General features: G+C 47.6%; 16 protein-coding genes. 6 read left to right on the forward strand and 10 right to left on the reverse strand.

Annotated elements, in window-relative coordinates; genetic code table 11:
• The first annotated feature begins 84 nt into the window (after positions 1 to 84).
• Entirely contained in the window at positions 85 to 528 is a 444-nt protein-coding gene (locus BLA28_RS00390) for a GNAT family N-acetyltransferase (protein ID WP_069155573.1), read from the forward strand.
• Between the two features lie 74 nt (positions 529 to 602).
• On the opposite strand, the gene BLA28_RS00395 is transcribed toward BLA28_RS00390, so the two are convergent.
• From BLA28_RS00395 to eda, 4 genes are all read right to left on the reverse strand, one after another.
• On the reverse strand, positions 603 to 1,343 hold the full coding sequence (locus BLA28_RS00395; RefSeq protein WP_069155574.1) for a 4Fe-4S binding protein: 741 nt from the start codon (positions 1,341 to 1,343) through the stop codon (positions 603 to 605).
• A gap of 77 nt (positions 1,344 to 1,420) precedes the next feature.
• Positions 1,421 to 2,341, reverse strand: a complete 921-nt coding sequence (locus tag BLA28_RS00400) for a helix-turn-helix transcriptional regulator (protein ID WP_069155575.1) — start codon at positions 2,339 to 2,341, stop codon at positions 1,421 to 1,423.
• Between the two features lie 123 nt (positions 2,342 to 2,464).
• On the reverse strand, positions 2,465 to 3,490 hold the full coding sequence (locus BLA28_RS00405) for a PfkB family carbohydrate kinase (protein WP_171902262.1): 1,026 nt from the start codon (positions 3,488 to 3,490) through the stop codon (positions 2,465 to 2,467).
• Positions 3,491 to 3,533: 43 nt separating this feature from the next.
• On the reverse strand, positions 3,534 to 4,496 hold the full coding sequence (eda, locus tag BLA28_RS00410; protein ID WP_044964499.1) for a bifunctional 4-hydroxy-2-oxoglutarate aldolase/2-dehydro-3-deoxy-phosphogluconate aldolase: 963 nt from the start codon (positions 4,494 to 4,496) through the stop codon (positions 3,534 to 3,536).
• Between the two features lie 707 nt (positions 4,497 to 5,203).
• Here eda and BLA28_RS00415 point away from each other — a divergent pair.
• Positions 5,204 to 6,133 (forward strand): Rpn family recombination-promoting nuclease/putative transposase, encoded by a 930-nt coding sequence (locus BLA28_RS00415; RefSeq protein ID WP_069155576.1) that lies wholly within the window; start codon positions 5,204 to 5,206, stop codon positions 6,131 to 6,133.
• A gap of 14 nt (positions 6,134 to 6,147) precedes the next feature.
• On the opposite strand, the gene BLA28_RS00420 is transcribed toward BLA28_RS00415, so the two are convergent.
• From BLA28_RS00420 to BLA28_RS00435, 4 genes are all read right to left on the reverse strand, one after another.
• Positions 6,148 to 7,884: a glycoside hydrolase family 66 protein gene (locus BLA28_RS00420; protein ID WP_081329776.1), complete on the reverse strand. Its 1,737-nt coding sequence runs from the start codon at positions 7,882 to 7,884 to the stop codon at positions 6,148 to 6,150.
• A 10-nt stretch (positions 7,885 to 7,894) separates the two neighbouring features.
• Positions 7,895 to 8,719: a carbohydrate ABC transporter permease gene (locus BLA28_RS00425; RefSeq protein WP_009255915.1), complete on the reverse strand. Its 825-nt coding sequence runs from the start codon at positions 8,717 to 8,719 to the stop codon at positions 7,895 to 7,897.
• Positions 8,720 to 8,731: 12 nt separating this feature from the next.
• Complete coding sequence (locus BLA28_RS00430) at positions 8,732 to 9,595, reverse strand: carbohydrate ABC transporter permease (RefSeq protein WP_044964509.1); 864 nt, start codon at positions 9,593 to 9,595, stop codon at positions 8,732 to 8,734.
• Between the two features lie 62 nt (positions 9,596 to 9,657).
• The gene (locus BLA28_RS00435) at positions 9,658 to 11,034 is read right to left on the reverse strand and encodes an ABC transporter substrate-binding protein (RefSeq protein ID WP_044964510.1); all 1,377 of its coding nucleotides are present in this window, start codon (positions 11,032 to 11,034) and stop codon (positions 9,658 to 9,660) included.
• 481 nt (positions 11,035 to 11,515) lie between these two features.
• Between BLA28_RS00435 and BLA28_RS00440 the strand changes: the two genes are divergently transcribed.
• Both BLA28_RS00440 and BLA28_RS00445 read left to right on the forward strand, forming a co-directional pair.
• Positions 11,516 to 13,342, forward strand: a complete 1,827-nt coding sequence (locus BLA28_RS00440; RefSeq protein ID WP_069155577.1) for a sensor histidine kinase — start codon at positions 11,516 to 11,518, stop codon at positions 13,340 to 13,342.
• Positions 13,321 to 14,916 (forward strand): response regulator, encoded by a 1,596-nt coding sequence (locus BLA28_RS00445; protein WP_069155578.1) that lies wholly within the window; start codon positions 13,321 to 13,323, stop codon positions 14,914 to 14,916. Before BLA28_RS00440 ends, BLA28_RS00445 begins: the two co-directional genes overlap by 22 nt.
• 7 nt (positions 14,917 to 14,923) lie before the next feature.
• On the opposite strand, the gene BLA28_RS00450 is transcribed toward BLA28_RS00445, so the two are convergent.
• Positions 14,924 to 15,901, reverse strand: coding sequence for a hypothetical protein (locus BLA28_RS00450; RefSeq protein ID WP_069155579.1), 978 nt, complete (start codon positions 15,899 to 15,901; stop codon positions 14,924 to 14,926).
• Between the two features lie 169 nt (positions 15,902 to 16,070).
• Between BLA28_RS00450 and BLA28_RS00455 the strand changes: the two genes are divergently transcribed.
• Both BLA28_RS00455 and BLA28_RS00460 read left to right on the forward strand, forming a co-directional pair.
• Positions 16,071 to 17,000: a hypothetical protein gene (locus BLA28_RS00455; protein ID WP_069155580.1), complete on the forward strand. Its 930-nt coding sequence runs from the start codon at positions 16,071 to 16,073 to the stop codon at positions 16,998 to 17,000.
• A gap of 153 nt (positions 17,001 to 17,153) precedes the next feature.
• Positions 17,154 to 18,524 carry a transglutaminase-like domain-containing protein gene (locus BLA28_RS00460; RefSeq protein WP_069155581.1) on the forward strand — a complete coding sequence of 457 codons (1,371 nt, stop codon included), beginning with the start codon at positions 17,154 to 17,156 and terminating at the stop codon, positions 18,522 to 18,524.
• Between the two features lie 113 nt (positions 18,525 to 18,637).
• Here the strand turns inward: BLA28_RS00460 and BLA28_RS00465 are convergent, their stop codons facing one another.
• Positions 18,638 to 19,582, reverse strand: a complete 945-nt coding sequence (locus tag BLA28_RS00465) for an AEC family transporter (RefSeq protein WP_069155582.1) — start codon at positions 19,580 to 19,582, stop codon at positions 18,638 to 18,640.
• Positions 19,583 to 19,593: the final 11 nt, after the last annotated feature.

Genomic DNA, 19,593 nt, shown 5'->3' on the forward strand with positions numbered 1-19,593 from the left:
TTTCGGATTATTTGACAATTTCATCTGCAGGCACTAAAATCAGAATTACAGAATAAAACAAGGAAACTGATAAGGAGGCTATATATGCTTCAGATAAAAGCTTTGCAGGAAACGGATCCTCAGTGGGAACAGGTTTGTGCGTATGCGGTTGCCTGCTCCTGGAAAGCCGGGCCTTTTCTTGCAAAGGATATGACAGAGCATTTATTTACCGGCTGGGAAAGAGTCTTTGCCGCCTATATCAATGAGGAAATTGCGGGTTACTGTACTCTGGCCCGTAAGGATTGTATCCCTGATGTCCCTTATTCTCCCTATATTGGCTATATGTTTGTGGACGAAAAATACCGCGGCAGACGCCTGAGCCAGAAGCTCATCCAATGCGCCATGGCCTATGCCGGGGAACTGGGTTTCTCAAGGGTCTATCTTGTCAGCGGGGAAAAAGGATTGTATGAAAAATATGGATTTACCAAATTAGAAGAGAGAGAAGATATCTGGGGAAATAAAGAGCAGATTTTTTCAGCGGCATTATAAATAGAAAAAGTACAGGCAAAATTCTTCCGGCCGGAATCATTGCCGGAAGAATTTTTTTTTTATGTTTTTTCATTTTATATGGAAGGCACAGGTATTCTTTTGCCATCTGTTTCGCAGTTGCTCCTGTTTTCCCTGTTCATAGCCTTGTTTTCCGTTCCCAGAAGGAAAGGACAGATATCCCTGCACCGATGACAGCTGATCCGCCAGTCTCCCTTCACTTCACCGAAAGCATAATCCCAGCATGCATTTTGATTCATTTCCGGACTTTCCAACGCATTGACCGGACAGATCTCAACACAGAGGTTACAGTTATTGCAGATATCCGCCTTCAGCTCATCAGCCTCCAGCGCAAGCTCCGTCAAAATCACGCTGAGCCATACCATACTCCCATATTCCAGGGTAAGCAGCAGTGTATTCCTTCCAATCGTACCCAGTCCTGCCGCCTGGGCGGCATGCTTGGCGGAAACAATGCTCCTCCATCTCCCCGTTTTTTCATCCATCTCCGATCCGTTCGTCCTCAGAGGCACCGCCAGAACATGGAACTTTTCCATTTCGGCGCAGAATTGGACTGCCATTTTATCCATTTTGTCCGACAAAATATTCCGCACTACCGTATAGGGTACCCCTGTTTTACAGGCCAGAGTCCCGGCCGGGAACCGGCAGGCGAAGACAATTACCGATTGGCAGGAAGGCAGCACATCCAGCGGGTGATACCCCTCCGGCGCTTCACCGAACCGATCAACACCCGCTATACCGCACAAATCTGCTCCCAGCTCATATAACCTTTCTTTTATTTCCTTTTTTGTTATCTCCATAAAAAAGTCCTCCTTGTCATTATGCGCCGGCTTTACTTTGAAAGCCTTTTCTTCATAATAACAAGCACATGCGACAGCTATATGTCGTAATTAGAGAGAAATTTCTGTGCGGTAAGAATCAGATCCGCCTTATACTCCTCCGGCCCCACTACCCGTACCCTGTCGCCAAAACTGAGAAGCAGCGCCTTCCACAGCCGTTCACCGGGCGGTACATAAATAAACGTCCTGCACTGCCCATCCGGCAGCCTTTCTACAGCACAATCCGGAAAGAATTCTTCCATAAGATCGGCTTCTTTTTCATGAAAATGTATCTCTATGGCAATGCAGGTCCGGTAATATTCCTTTTCCGATTCTTTCATCCGTTCCCGGATATCTCCATGATCTCTTACCGCTTTCCGTTCTTCTATTGTAATATCCCGCATCCTGGCTATTTTGTAAGTCCGGTATGCCTGCCTTTTTTTCGAATAAGCAAACAGATACCAGGCATACCATTTATAATGGATAGCCAGCGGTTCCACACTTTGCTGTGACTGTGTTCCGTCCGCCTTTTGATAAGAAAACGATACAACGTTTTTGTTATGAATCGCTTTTTCCAGAAGCCGATTGGAATCCTGAACCTTTTTATTCTCCCTGGATACGCCAAAATCCCAGAAAACCTTCTGTCCGCCTTCTTTTTCCACGATAGCGTTATATTTCTCTATCAGCCCGTCCAGCGTATCACTGGTATAAGATGTGGCAAGGCTTTCCAGCGCCTTCCGGATCATCTGCTGTTCATCCTCCCGGATATTCAGGTTTTTCATCTTATAAGTCGGCAGAATGGAATAGCCCCCGTATTTTCCCCCGGCAGCGTATACCGGTATTCCGATAGAAGAAATGCTGACTATATCCCTTTGGATCGTCCGGACGGATACGCCGAAACGTTCCGCCAGATAACGGGCGGAAACGTTGTCATGATTGACTAAGTAGATTATGATTTCCAGCATTCTGTCAATTTTCATACCCTCTCCTGTTCTTTTTTATATAAATACCTGTGTAAAAACCGCAGGGAACGTTGGTATCTTATCAATCACGTTCACCTGCGGCTTTCCTATGTTAACCGTATTTATATTCTTAATGCCGCATCAGCGCTGAACTCTTCCTGATGCATCTCCGCCTGCCAGCTTCATCACTTCATCTACAGTAACCATATTGAAGTCCCCTTCAATGCTGTGCTTCAGACAGCTTGCCGCCACCGCGAATTCAATAATCTGCTGAGGCTCCATATTCTGCAGACAGCTGTAGATCAGACCTGCTCCAAATGAATCCCCTCCGCCTACGCGATCCACGATATGCATGAGATAATTCTTGCTGAAATAATAATTTCCTTCATCATACAGCATTGCCGCCCATTTATTGTCATTCGCGGATATGGAGCTTCTCAGGGTAATGGCAACCTTGCTGAAACCGAAACGGTCGGCCAGCTGCTTCGCCACATCCTTATAGCCTTCATGATTCACCTGTCCGCTCGTTACATCCGTATTGGCAGCTTTGATGCCGAACACATCACCGGCATCCTCTTCATTGGCAATACATACATCCACATATTTACAAAGCTCACCCATTACCTGGCCTGCTTTTTCCTTGCTCCAGAGCTTATTTCTGTAGTTCAGGTCGCAGCTTACGGTAATGCCTTTTTCTTTTGCCTTCTTCACCGCTTCCATACAGATCTCTGCAATATTATCTCCAAGGGCGGGAGTAATTCCTGTAAAATGGAACCAGTCCGCGCCTTCAAAAATCTTATCCCAGTCAAAGTCCTCCTTAACCGCCTCTGCGATGGAGGATCCCGCACGGTCATAAATAACCTTGGAAGGACGCTGGCTCGCTCCTTTTTCCAGGTAATAAATACCCACACGGTTTCCGCCCCTCACAATATCCGAGGTGTCCACACCGAATTTACGTAAGGAATTTACGCCTGCCTGTCCGATTTCGTTTTTGGGAAGCTTGCTTACGAACTTGGAATCCAGACCGTAATTTGCCAGGGAAACAGACACGTTTGCCTCGCCGCCGCCATAAGTGGCAACATATTTTTCCGCCTGCACAATACGGTAATAGCCTTCCGGCGCCAGCCTCAGCATAATCTCTCCAAATGTTACTACTTTGCTCATGATTTCCTCACCTTTCTTTTTCAGCCTTCACTTCCGTTATCCTGTTTTATTTCTGTACCAGATGTACGGCAAAGCCGCCAATCTCTTCCTTCAGGTAAATAGCCTTCAGATTTCCTTTGTCATCATACTTCGCGCTGGAAGGGTTAAATTCCACGCCCTGATTTTCCAGATAGTTCACCGCTCTGTCAATATAGTTGGTACGGATTCCGATATGGCCCTTCGCTCCCAGTCCGGGTGTCTTCATCACCTCTACCGCCGTTCCTGCGAATACAGAGCCGGATCCTGTTTTCTTCTCTAACCCGAAAATGGATTCGAAGCGTCCTGCGGTCTTGTCCGCCGCTTCCTCATCCGTCTCATTAATTCCCACATGAGCCAGTTCAAAGCCCAGCATCTGCTCAACCGCTTCCCTTGTCAAAGCCTCAATCTTATCAAATTCACCGGCCTTAATCAAATCATCCTTTACCATCCAGCTGCCGCCGCAGGCAATGATCTTATTAAAACTCAGATATTCATTCAGATTCTTGGCGCTGATGCCTCCGGTAGGCATAAATTTCATATTCACATAAGGAGCGGACATCGCCTTGATCATGGCAAGCCCTCCTGCCGCTTCCGCCGGGAAAAACTTCACCACATCCAGTCCCAGGGAAATAGCCTGTTCAATATCGCTGGGATTGGAACAGCCGGGCGTTACCGGAATTTTATTATCCACACAATACTTCACAACCTCAGGATTCAGCCCCGGGCTGACAATGAAGGTTGCTCCTGCTTCCATCGCCTCATCCACCTGCTTTGTGGTGAGAACCGTTCCGGCTCCCAGCAGCATGTCCGGAAAAGCCTTGCGGATAGCTGCAATAGCCCCTGCCGCCGCTGCCGTACGGAAGGTCACCTCCGCACAGGGAAGTCCGCCCTTACATAAGCTTTCCGCCAGCGGAACCGCATCCTCCACCCTGTCAAGCTTCACAACAGGCACAATACCGATTTTTCTGATTTGCTCCAAAACTTCATTCATTCTGATTCCCTCCCTTATTCAGGTCATCCTATGTTTTTCTATCCCATTATATCATGTACTTCATACTATTTACTATAACATCTTCTTTCTTCCAGGTCTTGTTTCTTTTTTTCGGAAATATGGGTTTTTTTGAACTGTAACTGTCGGAACACGAAATGCTGTAAATTAATCTTGTTTTTTATCGGAATATCTGGTATTCTCGTATTACGATAATTTCAAAATGTCTTTTGAATCTTTGAGAAATCTCTCTGTAATTGTTCATTCCCCATTTCCACCTCGCGTATCCCGTCCCTTTCTTCTGTCCCCTCCTGCCATTCCCTGGATTTTATCCGGCGGCGTACTCCATGGTCCGGCTGCTGCATCTCAAAAAAGGGAGCTGTTTCTTACTATTTTGTTCCAATGCTCCACTGCCTGTCCTTAGCAGCGTTTGTTTGACGACCGCAGGGAGGAGTTCAGCTGCATTGGCAGGGGAGTATGGGTACAAAATAGTTAGAAACAGCCGCTTTTGTTGTCTGTAGCAGCCGGACCATGGAGTACGCCGCCGGATAAAATCCAGGGAATGGCAGGAGGGGACAGAAGAAAGGGACGGGATACGCGAGGTGGAAATGGGGAATGAACAATTACCTCTCTCGGCAAATCCTTTTATTAAAAACCAAATTATGATTGATTTTCTACGTCCAAAAGTATTATAATGATAGGAGAATTATATGGGGAAAAAAGATATCCTCCTGAATGATTTTATGTCAAATCCGCATATTTTCGCTGACCTGATAAACGGATGCTGCTTTCATGGGAAACGTATGATACGTCCGGAAGAGCTGCTGCCCCTGGACAGTGTTCAGCCCACAAAAAGCAATCAGGGCGTTTACAGCAAACAGCTCCGGGATATTAAGAAGCTGCTCTTTTGCCGGGCGCCTGCCGCCATATTAGCCGTGGAGAACCAGGAACACAGGGATTTTCGTATGCCGGTACGCTGTATGCGCTACGATGCGGATGAATATGGCCGGCAGATTAAAGCAATCATGGCAGAGCATAAGGCGGAAAAAGGAATGTCCTGTTTCGCAGAGACGGATTTCCTGCTGCCGGTTCTTTCTCTTGTTATCTATTATGGGAAAGAAGAATGGACACATCCGGAAAATATTCATGATATGCTTGATTTTTCCAGGATCCCCGAATCGCTGCGCCATGAGATTCCCGACTACCCCATTCGTATATATTCAGTAAGAAAAGATATCGATATTGATTTGTTTTGCACCGAATTGAGAGAGGTTATGGGTATCCTGCAGCGAGTTGATGATAAAAATGCAATGAAGCAGTTTTTTTATGAAAACAGGGATGCCTTTTCAAAAATGACAGAAGCGGGATTTGAAGTGATTATCACATGTACCAATTCCCGTAAGCTGAGAAAATACATGTCAGATAATTTAGAAGGAGGTATTGTGGATATGTGTAAAGCGTTTGATGAATGGATGGACGACTGCAGGGCAGAAGGACAGTCTATCGGTATTAAAAAGGGGGAAACCAGGTTTGCTCTTCTCATCCAAAAGCTGGCCGAAGAAAACAGGATGTCTGAAATTCTGCGGGCAGCTGAAAATGCTGCCCTGCGTAAAAGACTTTATAAAAAATATGGACTGTAGCCCGTTATAGTTCCTCATTTGCCTTTTATATAAACCAGCGCCCATACATAAAGCACCGGAACCGTAAAACGAATAAATTTCCCCCTGTCTGTTTCGAAACAGGTATATGCCAAAGGCTTCATGGCTGCACCAATCCCCGATCCGTCTCCTGCCGTTTCTCCGTCAGGGCTTGCTATATATACGCCTTCTGTTTCCCCATCTGTAAGTACCGTAAGTTCCAATTCTTTCTGTACTTCAGGTCTGTATTTTCCTTTATTCCAGCAGTCATCCCCGCACCCGCACAGGTTAATAAGACTGATGCTCTTTTCTTTTCCGCCTTCTCTGGCTATCATCCATATTCTGTCTGCCATTCCGTCACCGCTGCAGGGAAAGCCGCACTGGTATTCATAATTATCCCAGCCCATATGGGTCATGGTAACCTCCTGCATTTCCTCACAGTAAAACAGATTCATATAGCGGATCAGGAAGTCATAATAGCTTCTCATCTGAGCCTTCAGTGTTTCAGACATTTTTGTATAATCGGGATAATAGCCCTGTGTCAGAACACAGCCGTCTTCCCCCATAAGAAGATGGGATGCTCCCAGCGAAATGATTGCCGCCGTCAGTATCCTCGCACTGTAACCGGCCTTCTCTTCCACCGGAGGCTCTTTCCCTCCGCTTGTCCGGAAGGGTTCCAGATATGCGGCCAGAATTACCGGTTTTGCTTTCCCGCAGGCGGATTTTGCTTCTCTGATAATTTCCCGGATATGGTGATACCTTTCATAAGGAGGCCATACTTCTATATATACCGCATCCACAGGCGCGGCAGCCGCGGCTCCTACAGGCCAGTTCCCGACATTATTGAAAATCAGATAATGCTCACCCGGTTCCTGAGACAATCGTTCCTTCGTATCCTGTATCAGCCCGGGGAATTCCTTCTGCAGCTCTATTCTCTCCCTATCCATGGAAAATGCAGTCTTGGGGAAGCCATAGGTATCCATATGGATCCCGTCAAAGCCTGCTTTCTTCACTGCTTCCGCATATTCTTCAATAATATGATAATGCCATGGGTTGTCATTCTTAATATTCATAATGTAAAAGATATCTATAAAACGGAAAGGCTCCCCACAGGAGGTATACAAAGCCTGCTCCGGATGTTCCCTGTAATAGCTTTCACCGGCGGCATACACAGCCCCGTATCCAAGCGTCTTCATTCCCATACGGCGGGCTTCTTCCATCTTTTTCCGTATTACCCCAAAATCCTTCCTTTTGCCCATCATATCTTCATAAATATCTTCTTTGGGAACGAGGGAATCATGCCGGAAGGACCAGTCATAAAACTGTATCATATTTATATGATACTTCCTTAGAAAATCCAAATCTCCGCCGTCGTCCCCGTCCCGGGAATCAAAATCACTGAGGAAGCCATATCTGATGGAACGGGACGGCTTATCAACCACATCAAACGAAGTTGATGCAATACAAAACTCCTCAGTGAGCCGGGCATCCCCCGTTCCCTTCTTCCACAGCTCTGCTCCATATCCGGCAAACTCCGATTGAAAACATCCTGCCTGAATCGGTATACAGTCATCGTACATCTGTACTGCTACTGTCCTTATCTGCTTTTCCAGGAAAAATATGCGAAGCTCCAGCAATTCGTTCATTCCTGCAGGCTGACCGTCAAAAGGCATAACATCTGTCTTCTCCGCGATAAGCAATACCTCTTCACCAGTCAGGTACTGCGCTTTTTCAGGGTATAAATCCATTTTCATACACGATTTCCTATCCTTTCAATGCGCCGTCAGTCAATCCGCGCATCAGATTTTTCTGAAAGAGTAAAAAGGCTGCCACTACCGGTATAACGGCTATTACTGCAGTAGCCGCCATCAGATTCCATTTTGCTCCAGCAAACTGCTGGAAATATACGGAAAGCGCCTGCGGTACATTATGCTTCCTGCTGTCCTGCAGAAAAAACACCGCCTGGGAATAGTTATTCCAGATCCCGAAGGCATTCAGAATCACTACCGCTGAAATAGAGGGCTTTAATAACGGGAAATCAATATTCCAGAAAACTCTCGTCCAGGAACAGCCATCTATGACAGCCGCCTCCTCCACCTCTTTGGGAAGGGCTTTGATAAATCCGGTAAATACGAAAACCGCCTGCGGCAGAGCCGTTGTTGCACATACACAGGCCATGCCCCACAGGGTATTCACTGCATTTATTTTTATCATCAGCGTATAGAGAGGGACCGTATTGATAATTCCCGGAACCATCATACAGCACAGCAGCACCGAAAAAATACCTTTATTCATTTTTATTGGGAACCGCGCTATGGCAAAGCCTGCCATGGATCCGAGAAGTACAATCAGCAGAACCGCTTCCAGCGTGATGATCCCGGAATTAACCATAGCCCTTCCAATGTTTGATTTCTCCCAGCCCATAGCAAAATTAGCAAAATAAAAATCCGGAATCAGCATATGTCCTTCATAAAAATTTCTCTGGGGCGTATTCAGGGACAAAATCAAAAGGATGAGAAAGGGAGTGAGGCAAAGCAGGCAGATTAAAATAATAGCCAGATATCTGCAGCTGTTCAGTACTTTTTTCATAGAAACCTCCCTCTATTCTTTTTCCCGGGTCAGCCTTAATGCGGCCAGAACCGGTATCAATATAATAAAAAACATAATAACCGCCACCGCGGTAGAGTAACCGGTCTTGCTTCCATAACACATCCTCATAATATAGATGCTCAAGGTCTCCGTCTGATATCCCGGGCCGCCTCCGGTCAGAGACATGACAATGTCAAAGACGGACAGAGAACCGATAATGTTGGTAATGACATTGATCCGGATAGAAGGCCCTAAGAGCGGTATGGTAATATACCGGAAAGCCGATATACCGGAAGCGCCGTCCATCTTTCCCGCTTCATACAGCTCCGTGGGAATGGACTGCAGACCTGCCAGGTAGATCACCATAGTCATGCCCGCATACTGCCATACATTGACCAGAATCAGCACAAGCATCGCGCTGCCGAAGCTTCCCAGCCAGTTTCCGAACCAGGCACCTTTTCCCATTTTATCAAGCAGATGAAACAGGAAGCCTCTTCCCGGCTGCAGCAGCAGATACCAGATATAGCCCATGATCAGCGGGCTGATTATCGCCGGCATATAAATAAACATTCTTGCCAGCGATTTGCCGCGGAATCTTCCGTTCATCAAAAGGGCATAACCCAGTCCCACAATATTCAGCAGCGGGGCGCTTCCCAGCGCGAACAGAAGCGTATTGCGGATATCTCCCATAGCTCTTTTATCCGTAAAAAAGGAACGGAAATTACCCAGACCTATAAACTCAGCTTTACCGATCCCATCCCAGTTTGTGAGGCTCATCTGCAGCCCTCTTCCTAATGGATACAGGAAGAAAACAGCGAACAGCAGGAAGGCCGGTATTGCCATAAAGGTATGTATTCCCCAGGTTTTTTTCTTCATGTTTTGTCTCCTCTTAAAGAAAAGGTACCCTAAGCTGCCTTAAGGGTACCTCCCCGTTTCTTTTATTCGCCGCCTGTATTCATTCCGTCCTGCCATGCCTGCTCATAGGCTTCTGCAAATTCTTCCGCCGTATACTGCCCGGCAAACAGTTCCTGAAGCATTCTTCCTGCGTCATCTCCTGAAAATCCTGCCGGCTTTTCATTTGTGTATCCAATATTTACAGCACTGTCAACCGCTGCAGACACTTCTTTCACAATTGTTTCCGGAGCCCAGTCTGCGGTTACATCCGTAAAGGCACTGGGAGCCTTGGCCGCTTCACTGTACTTCTTCTGGTTTTCCGGAAGGAAAAGGAAATTCAGGAATTCAATGGCCTCTTCCTTATGCTCTGTTGTGGCTGAAATAGAATATCCGGAATCCTCCGCGCTCAGTACCACAGGCTTTGAATCAGGCATATACGCCGGGTAGGGGGCAAAACCGATTTTATCCGCCATATCAGGATTGGCTTCCAAAAGGCTGGAAATCACCCACATGCCATTGCTGAACATCGCTGCCTTTCCATTTACAAAATCCTGGACACAGTTATCGCTTGTAGCCGTCAGCACATCCTCATTGATCAGCCCCTTATCCTGAAGCTCCAGCATTTTGGATGCAAAAACCGCCATCGGGCCGTCCGGTTCGCCGAAACGCAGACTGGACTGATCATTATTCAGCATCGCTTTTTTCGCATCGATTGTACCTAAAGTTGATTTCACATAACCATGAGGAATAAATTCAATCAAATGTCCCAAATGCCATGCCTCGCTCCCGAAAATAAACCAGGGAGTGACATCCGGTTTCTCCTTTTTTATCGTTTCCAGGACAGTTACAAAATCATCCCACTGCCGGGGTATTTCCAGTCCCATTTCATCCAGCATTTCCTTATTGTAGAAAAAGCCGGCCATGGTCATATTGGTACATACTCTGTACTGGTTTCCTGTTTTCACATCCGTACAGGCTTCCTTCATGGATGGGGAAAGACGATCCCACCACTCCGACTGCCCGGAAAGATCCAGGTACTTGCCTTCATCCACAAACCCCTGTTCATAGGTGGTCATGATATCCGGCACCTCTCCTGAAGCAAATTTGATTTTAATGATATTACTGGCATCCTTCTGGTATTCCTGTTCCACCTCAATCCGATCCTGGGATGCGTTAAAATCTGCAATAATATCATCCATCACATCAATCGTTTCGATTTTGCCGGTAAAAAGCTTTATTCTGACTTTCTCCCCTCCGGCCTGTTCACTGCTGCCTGTTTCCCCGGATACGGTTTCCGCCGCCTCCGTTTTCCCGGCGGATTCCTGTTGTGCTGCCGGCTTATCCGATGCGCCGCATCCGGCAAGCCCCGCTGTTGTCACCGCCAATGTCATCAGTACTGCCAACCATTTTTTCATTTTCATAAGTGCTGCCTCCTTTGTAATTCCAGCATAGCACGACCTGTTTTTGTTTAAAATACCGGGGTTTTTGGAAATGGGTTCCTCATTTTTGGCTGTTTTGTGAAACCCTTGCTTCTATATTTCCAGTTCATTATAATTAGTGTAACATAAAGACCTGGAATTCCTCACCGTCCCCTGCGGCTGTGGTGCCTGCCCGGTCCTGGCTCCTCTTCTCCCGGCCGTTCCCGGCGGTAAAGAGGATCCTGTAAGGGGCGTCATAAACTCGCCGGTCCTTAGGCTGCGTCCTTTGCAGCCTTAGTACCGCTGCGTGTTTATCCGAGCGGAAGCGTCCCCTTTAAGGACCTCTTTACCGCCGGGAACGGCCGGGAGAAGAGGAGCCAGGACCGGGCAGGCACCACAGCCGCAGGGGACGGTGAGGAATTCCAGACAGTATCAGTGTAACATAATCAGCAGGAAAAGGATTATAGTCCGGAAAGGATTTCGTATGAAAGGGAAGCATAGAACAAAACTGCATCTTAATTTTAAGACGAAGCTTGTATTGATGATATCTCTGTTTAATATAAGTCTGGTATTGTGTGTTTCCTTTTTTAATTATCTGTGGCATTCCCAGCAGCTTACCAGGCAGACTATCAATCAGACACAGCAGATCATTGAGCAGACAGGGGTTAATATCGATAACTATATTGATGAGTTATACCGGCTTACTCTTTCTCCGTACTATAATGATGAAATCATGGAGGAAATCGCCTCTTCTCCCCGTACGCCGGAGGAAATCCTTACTAAGAAAAGGACGATTGAGACTTTTCTTTCTTCGGTAATGACTCTTCCCAGGGATGAAGTGCTGCGGGTTTATATACTGACTGATGATGATATTTATTCGTATACGCGGACGCCTTATCAGATGGAGGATTATGACAGCTATAAAGAGGCTGCGTGGTATAAGGAGGCTCTTTCCACGAATAATCCGATTTATATACCCATCCATTCTGAAAAGGCATTCGGGGAGAGGCGCACTCAGATTTTTTCTGTGGCGCGGCGTCTGCGGAGTAAGGAGAATAACAATTATATACTTGGAGTGATAAAGGTTGATGCCAACTATACGGGTATTAAAAGTATCTGTGACAAGGTGAAGCTGGAAAATCAGGGAGCTCTTTTTGTAATCAATGAAAATGAAGAAGTGGTATATGCCAAGAATGATCTGGCGGACAGCAGTCTTTTATATGAACTGTCTCTGCAGACAAGAAACGGTGATTTTTCCTGCTATATCAATAGAGAAAAATATATCGTGAACGTAACCACGCTTCAGGAATCGGGCCTGCGGATCATAGCGATTCATTCTTACAATAACCTGACAAGCCGGGCGAAGGCCAACCTGAGCCGGACCGTTTTTCTTGCCTTCATCTGTATCGTGGCCTCAATTGGTATATTCATTTTGTTTATCCGACGGTTTCTACATCCGTTATACCATATCATTGACTCCATGAAAATCGTACAGACCGGCGACCTGACTGTGCAGGTGCCCATTGAGCAGAATGATGAGATCGGTTATCTTGCCAGTTCCTTCAATACGATGACCAGCAATCTGAAAAATGTAATAGACCGCAACTCCGAATTGATAAAAAAAGTGTATGAGGCCCGTTACCTGCACAAAGTGTCTCAATATGACGCCCTGTGCAGCCAGATAAAGCCGCATTTTCTGTATAATACGCTGAATACCATCAGCCTGCTCATAAAATGCGGGGAATCCAGGGATGCCATCCTGTGTATCGAGGACTTGTCCCGTTTTCTCCGTGGCATCATGAATACGGATAAAGAAATCCCTTTAAAGGAAGAGCTTTCTCTTGTTTCCTCTTATCTGAACCTTCAGAAAATCCGTTACGGAGACCGGCTCTCCTATGATCTGAAGATAGAAAAAAATACGGAGCCAGTGTTGATTCCGGCTCTTTCCCTTCAGCCCCTCGTTGAGAATACGATCAAGCATTGCTGTGAGGCGAGCCGGACTCCTGTCGCGATTACGATTACATCCGTCATCCAAAAAGACCAGCTGCTTATCCGTGTTGCGGATAACGGTCCCGGTATCCCTGAAGCTATCCTTCAGCGACTGATAACCGGCCTTGACAAGGAGGGGGAGGAAAATAATCTGGAGGCCAGCATCGGCCTGATCAATGTACACAGACGGCTGCGGCTGCGCTTCGGTCCCGCCTCCGGCCTGCAGATAACCTCCTGCGCCGAAGGGACCTCCGTTACTCTCGTTATTCCCCTGCTTATTTCAAAGGAAGAAGGTATTTTATGTACAGAACACTTATTGTAGATGACGAACCTCTTATGAGAACCTATCTGGCCAATAACCTCACTGCAATCTGCCCTTTTTTCTCTGTTACAGGCATTGCCAGCGATGGAAAGGAGGCCATGGACTGGCTGCAGAAGCAGCGCTTTGATCTCGTTATCACGGACATCCGGATGCCTGAAATGGATGGCCTGGGGCTTTCCAAATATATTTATGAAGCCTTTCCCCGGACAAAGGTTATCATTCTTTCCGGCTATAATGAATTCGAATATGCGCGCAATGCTCTGAAATACCAGGTTACCGACTATCTTCTCAAGCCCCTGAATGATAATGATCTGTCCGATGTACTGATGAATGTCCGGGAGCAGCTGGACGGAGAACGTCAAGACCATCCGGGTTCCTCCGTTACGGGACGGGAAATGGATTTCCATGATTTGGGAGGGCTCTTTCTGTCTGCTGTCATTGAGGAAAATCCGGGACAATTCTATGCCTTATATGAAGAACTTGAGAAGGCCTCTTTTACTCTGGAAGGAAAATACAGCTGCGTCATGCTGCTCTCCCTTGACGGGCCAGGCCTGCTTTTATCTGACGGCACAGCCCTGGATATAACCGTCTGCCAGTTCCGGCTTTGGAAGCTGTGTCAGGATTATTGCCGCACCAACCATATCCTGGCCTCCAAAAACAATAACGGGGATATTTATTTTCTTTTGACAGCCGACGGTACACAGGAACTGCATGAGCTGGCACTCCGGATCTTCCGGGAGCTTACCGGAACAGTCCTCCCCCATCGTTTTCCCCGGATTCTTATTTCCTGCGGCCAACCGGTCAGCGATATTCCTGAGCTGACCTCCTCCGCTTCCAATGCGTCGCTGGCAAGTGCTCTTTCTCTTCTTGGAGAATATCCGCCTTACTTTTATGAAGGCTATCTGCAGAACCAGTATTTAATCACACAGCTGCAGGATATCTGCAGCGGCATCTATCGGGATTACCTTTCTTCCGACCGGGAAAAGCTTTATGTGGATTCGGCTTCCTATGCCGCATTTTTTAAAGATTCCCTCAATGCGGCGTCTCTTCTGCGGTACGGGACCTACCTGCTGCACTACCTGTGCAGCCGCTCCCATATCAAAATCCACTATCGCAAAGCCGCTTATGAAAAGCTCTTTACCTCCGTTGACAGCTTTCTTTCCACCGGCAGCTTTTCCGAAGAGAAGGTAACGGAAGCCCTCCATGCTTCTGTCTGTTCCCTGCTCAGCCCGAACAAGCCCCTGCAGCTCTCCGAATCCCGGCAGATAGCGGAGAATGCTCGCAAATATATCCTGTCCCATTACCAGGAACAGATCAGCCTTTCCCAGATCGCTGAAGAAATCGGCGTTAACAGCTGCTATCTGAGCGATATTTTCCATAAGCATATGGGAGAGCCTTATTCCCGTTATCTCCTACGCATACGAATGGAACAGGCAGCCCGGCTTCTGAGGGAAAACCCGGGAGAAAAAATCTACAAAATCGCCGAGCGGACCGGTTTTGTCAGCTCCAAGCATTTTATATCCGTTTTCAAAAAATATTACGGTACGACACCTGCTGCCTACACTCCCAAATAGGAGGCCGCTATTTTTCATCACTCTCTTTTTCAAAATACTTATCCCTCCACTTCCTGCCGATTTGCTGGAGACGGATGGCTGTCTGCGCCAGCTCGTCATACTGGCGTTTTGCCTGGAGAAGCTGTTTCTCATAACCTTCTTTGCATTTGGAGAGCTTTTCTTCGTACTCGCCCCGCAGCCGGTTTACCTTTCCTTCGTATTCTTTCCTGCATTGGATGAGACGTTCTTCTCTTTCCTGCTGGAGCTCTCCCAGTTTGGCCAGGGCTTCCGCCTGTATTTCTTCCTTCTGCATCTCCCAGCCTTCACGCTCTTCCTGCCAGGCCGCCTGAAGGCTGCTCAGTCTGCGCCCATGCTCTTCTTCTCCCATCTGCCTGCGTTCTTCAAAGACAAGCTCCGCTTTCCATTCAAATACCCTGACCTCTCCGCTGTTTCTGTCCACACAGGTCAGTACGGCGCCGGTATCCGTCTGTACAATCCGGTAATCCACAGGCACAAAAACCGCTTTCCCCGCAGATGTGGTCTTGACATTTTCCCCATTACCGCCGTCTTCCGCCTTTATCCCTTCATCCCCGGCGCTTTCTTTTTCAAAAATAACCCCGCGCCGGTTTTCCTGATAGGGCATACACACGTACAGACCATAGCCCTTGTCTCTTCCTGAATAGGCCTGGTAGAACAGATAAAGCTCCCCTTCCCTGACTGCCAGCCGCAGGTTGCAGAAGCCGTATCCCAACGGTCCTGCCGTAAGAATAATTTTTGCAGGCCCGGCACCCAGCGTATCCAAAATAACATTATGCTCCAAATCCTCATATACATAGCATACCGTATCACGGAAGACACCTGCCTCAAAATGAGCCAGATAATCCCTCCTCACCTCCGTAGGTATCATGCCCCTTGCAAAAGGCATAAAACAATATAATACGGAATTTCCCTGTGCATATAACGCCATTCTTTGTCCGTCCGCCATCTCCAAAATCTGGTAAGCCATGCATCGTCCTCCTTTTCCTCTGCTCAGGTATAACAGCCCGGATCTGTCGGAACTGCTACTCTCAGGTTTCCAATCTCCTGATACCCTATCATAAATATATTTCCATTCCCGAACAAAAAGAAGCAGAGTGCATAGGATATAGTAAGTATTTTTATAAGGAGCATTCTATATGCCTAACTGCAAATCCAAAAGCTGTAAATGCTGCTCAAAGAGATATGTGAGCTGCGGCATTGACAAAAAAGGCAAATGTCTGGACGTCTGCACGGATCCCATCTGCGGTGATCCCGATTGTCTTACAATCCTTACCCCAGTAGTATATGATGAGCTTGGCATCAATCTCTGCCGGAACATTCCTCTGGAGCTGCCTGTAACCAATGTAGACAGCATTTCCGTACAGGTTATGGATATTACTTTTGATACCACAGGTGATACGGCTGTTACCGCAGTCCCCATCAATGGCCGTCCAAACTGCTATCTCATAACTCTGACAAATCTGTCGGTTACTTTTTATGTGACCTTATACGACTGCGCAAAAAGGGTGCTGGGAACACAGACAGTTACCGCCAATTACCTTCCTGCTGATGATACCTCTGCAGATTACGATTATATGGATGAAGACACCAATCCCACCTCTGTGGAACTGGAAATATTTGCCCCCTATGGGGTAGCCCATTCAGATGCCACCGGCCTTCCGGCCATTATCCATGTTATCGGCTTTGGTGAAGATAATACCGCCCTGTCACAGGGCCTGAACCTGCTGGCAATACCCAAAGTCCTGAATTTTGATCCACAAGACAGCACAGTAACCGTAGGATTGAGTGTTATTCTCAAATCCGTTTATTTCTCACAGTATAAAATCCCGCACCACGGAAAGGCTATTGTTCCTAAAGCCTGTACCCGTCCTACCGATGATACCATCTGCCTTGACTTTGTCTGCGGAGACCTGCTCGATCTTGCAATCAAGCCCCTGGAGCTTGGGCCGCCCAAATACGAAGAGACCCTTAAGGATGCCTGTGACGTCCCCTGTGATCCCTGCTGCAATCCTCCGACAAGTACGCCGGTTGTTCCCGATCCGGATAATCCCGAGGAAAACGCATAAATTTTGGCAGCGAAAAAGGTGCTGTCAGACCGTGAAAAACTGGCTGCAGCACCTTTTACACTGTCTCTTTCCTTAAAACTATGATAAAATGGGGCTGTTAATACTATTTTGCTCCTGCGGTATATTGCCGCACGCCAAAAGAAAGGACATGTTATGACCTTAAACGATAAAATAAAATATCTATCCACGCCGCTTCCGGAAGATATTCAAAGCTGCATCCAAAGCGGTTTTTTTGACCAGGCCATTTCCCTCATCGACAGCCGCCTTGCCTCCGGCTGCCCGGAAGCGCTTCAGGGCAGGCTTGAACTGGAAAAAATCAGACTTATCCACCTTCCGGAGGATTTTCCCTATTCTTATCCCCAGGCGCTGGCCCTTATCCGGGATACTATCCCCTCTTTTACGGAGGAAGAATTCCGGACACTGGAAATGGCTGGCAGGATAGATTTTATTTTTGTTAATGGAGAAAAAAGATATTTCCGCCGTTTTTTTGAAACACTGACTGCCACACACCCGGATATTGCGGCCCGTTCCAATCCGGCCCTTGCCGCGGAGTCCGCCCGGACAGCCGAATTCCGGCGTGAAACCATCCGCCAGATCAAGCAAAAGGGAATCCTGCAGTATCACATCCACATACAGGCGGGACTTGAAGTCAAAGATGGTTACTTCCGGCCCGGCAGGGAAATGGTCGTCCATCTGCCGGTTCCCAAGGAGGAATATCCTTCTTCCAATGTGCGTATCCTGCGCACCAGCCATATTCCTTCTTCCCTGGAGCCTGTCCATGCGCCTGCCAGGACTGTTTCCTTCCGGGAAAAACTGATGGAAAATGAAGGGTTCTGGGTGGAATATGAATATGACAGCACGATCCGTTATCAGCAGCCGGATCCCGCTCTCGTATCTTCCGAACAGCCGGATTTTGAAATACAGGAGCTTCTCCCCCATATTCAATTCACTCCCTTCCTGCGTTCACTCGCTGCGGATATTATCGGAGAGGAAACCAATCCTCTGGAAAAAGCCAGAAGGATCTATGATTACATAACCACAACCATAAAATATTCCTATATGAAGGAATACTTTATGCTGCAGTGTATTCCTGAATATTGTGCTGTCAACCGGAAGGGTGACTGCGGTGTACAGGCCCTGCTTTTCATTACCTTATGCCGTATCGCAGGTATTCCTGCACGCTGGCAGTCCGGCCTCTCGGCCACACCGGATTCCATCGGCCCTCATGACTGGGCGCAGTTCTATATAGCCCCCTTCGGCTGGCTTCATGCCGACCTCTCCTTCGGAGGCAGCGCTTTCCGCGCCGGGGATGAAGAACGCCGCCGATTTTATTTCTGCAACCTGGATCCCTTCCGGATGGTGGCAAACACCGAATTCCAGGCGCCTCTCAGCCCTGTCAAACAGGGACTTCGGGCGGATCCTTATGATAACCAGGTAGGCGAATGCGAAATTGACGGCATCGGCCTGTACGGCACCCAGTTTGACTATTACTACAAGATGATCGATATTCATCCCATACCTTAAAATACAGGAAAACGCCTGCATCCCCTGCCGGGGTATTGAAACCTCCCGGCAGCATGAGATGCAGGCGTTTTCCTGTATATAAGAATGGCCCGCGCAGCGTGGACTCCTTATGGTTATATCAATGCCAGCGTTTTCAGTATAAACAGCCACCCTGTCAGAGTAAATGCGCTTAAGAATGTGGTCATCATAACAACGCTGGAGGTCAGAACCCCTTCATGGCCCATATTTCTGGCCATCACGAAGCAGCTCACCGTAGTGGCGGAACCCGCCATTACCAGAATAGCCACCAGCGCCTCATTCCGAAAGCCCAGGCCGACAGCTGCAGGCAGAAGTACGGCGGCAAAGCCCACCAGCTTCAGGGCGCTGCAGGCCAAAGCAGGCTTAACCATGGCAAAGGCCTTTTTCCATTCAAAGGACGCTCCCATGGCCATCAGCCCCAAAGGTGTGGCAAGAACGGCAATATTTTTGACCGTCTTTTCCATTATCACGGGCTGGGGCAGCTTAAGCAGCGCCCACAGAAGCCCCGCCGCAATTCCCAGAATAATAGGGTTCGTTACAATCCCTTTCCCGGTTTTCTGCAGCGTTTCCCGGCTCAGCTTTTCTCTTTCCGGCTTCATCAGGGATAATACCACCACCGCCATCACATTATAAAGCGGCACGGTGCCTATTATCATCAGCGGGGCCATTCCTGAATTTCCGTATATATTCTGGATAAAGGCGATTCCCAGAATCGCGGCGCTGCTCCGGTAAGATGCCTGGACGAATTCTCCCTGCAGCTCTCTTTTTTTCATAAAAAAGGATAAAGCCACGGACAGCAGGATGCATCCCGTAGTGGCCAGAAAACAAAAACCCACAAAACTGCCGTCCCATGCGGTCGCAAAGTCCTCCTGGGACAGATCCTGAAACAGCAGCACCGGCAGGGCGGCTTTGAATACAAATTGATTCATCTTTTCCACGAAATTGTCATTAAACAATCCCATCTTCCGAAAAAGCAGCCCTGCCAGCATCATCAGGAAAATAGGAATGGTGGCATTCAGACTGAATATCAGATTTTCCATTTCCTTCTTTC

Origin of the sequence: Eisenbergiella tayi, from assembly GCF_001881565.1 — a bacterium.
Taxonomy (GTDB): domain Bacteria; phylum Bacillota; class Clostridia; order Lachnospirales; family Lachnospiraceae; genus Eisenbergiella; species Eisenbergiella tayi.

Bases quoted from the DNA above. Each gene is read 5' to 3' on its own strand.
- BLA28_RS00465 (WP_069155582.1), bottom strand. From the start codon at position 19,582: ATGGAAAATCTGATATTCAGTCTGAATGCCACCATTCCTATTTTCCTG.
- BLA28_RS00445 (WP_069155578.1), top strand. From the start codon at position 13,321: ATGTACAGAACACTTATTGTAGATGACGAACCTCTTATGAGAACCTAT.
- BLA28_RS00430 (WP_044964509.1), bottom strand. From the start codon at position 9,595: ATGAAGAAAAAAACCTGGGGAATACATACCTTTATGGCAATACCGGCC.
- BLA28_RS00390 (WP_069155573.1), top strand. From the start codon at position 85: ATGCTTCAGATAAAAGCTTTGCAGGAAACGGATCCTCAGTGGGAACAG.
- BLA28_RS00420 (WP_081329776.1), bottom strand. From the start codon at position 7,884: ATGAAAATGGATTTATACCCTGAAAAAGCGCAGTACCTGACTGGTGAA.
- BLA28_RS00450 (WP_069155579.1), bottom strand. From the start codon at position 15,901: ATGGCTTACCAGATTTTGGAGATGGCGGACGGACAAAGAATGGCGTTA.
- BLA28_RS00425 (WP_009255915.1), bottom strand. From the start codon at position 8,719: ATGAAAAAAGTACTGAACAGCTGCAGATATCTGGCTATTATTTTAATC.
- BLA28_RS00395 (WP_069155574.1), bottom strand. From the start codon at position 1,343: ATGGAGATAACAAAAAAGGAAATAAAAGAAAGGTTATATGAGCTGGGA.
- BLA28_RS00460 (WP_069155581.1), top strand. From the start codon at position 17,154: ATGACCTTAAACGATAAAATAAAATATCTATCCACGCCGCTTCCGGAA.
- BLA28_RS00440 (WP_069155577.1), top strand. From the start codon at position 11,516: ATGAAAGGGAAGCATAGAACAAAACTGCATCTTAATTTTAAGACGAAG.
- eda (WP_044964499.1), bottom strand. From the start codon at position 4,496: ATGAATGAAGTTTTGGAGCAAATCAGAAAAATCGGTATTGTGCCTGTT.
- BLA28_RS00435 (WP_044964510.1), bottom strand. From the start codon at position 11,034: ATGAAAATGAAAAAATGGTTGGCAGTACTGATGACATTGGCGGTGACA.
- BLA28_RS00400 (WP_069155575.1), bottom strand. From the start codon at position 2,341: ATGAAAATTGACAGAATGCTGGAAATCATAATCTACTTAGTCAATCAT.
- BLA28_RS00455 (WP_069155580.1), top strand. From the start codon at position 16,071: ATGCCTAACTGCAAATCCAAAAGCTGTAAATGCTGCTCAAAGAGATAT.
- BLA28_RS00415 (WP_069155576.1), top strand. From the start codon at position 5,204: ATGGGGAAAAAAGATATCCTCCTGAATGATTTTATGTCAAATCCGCAT.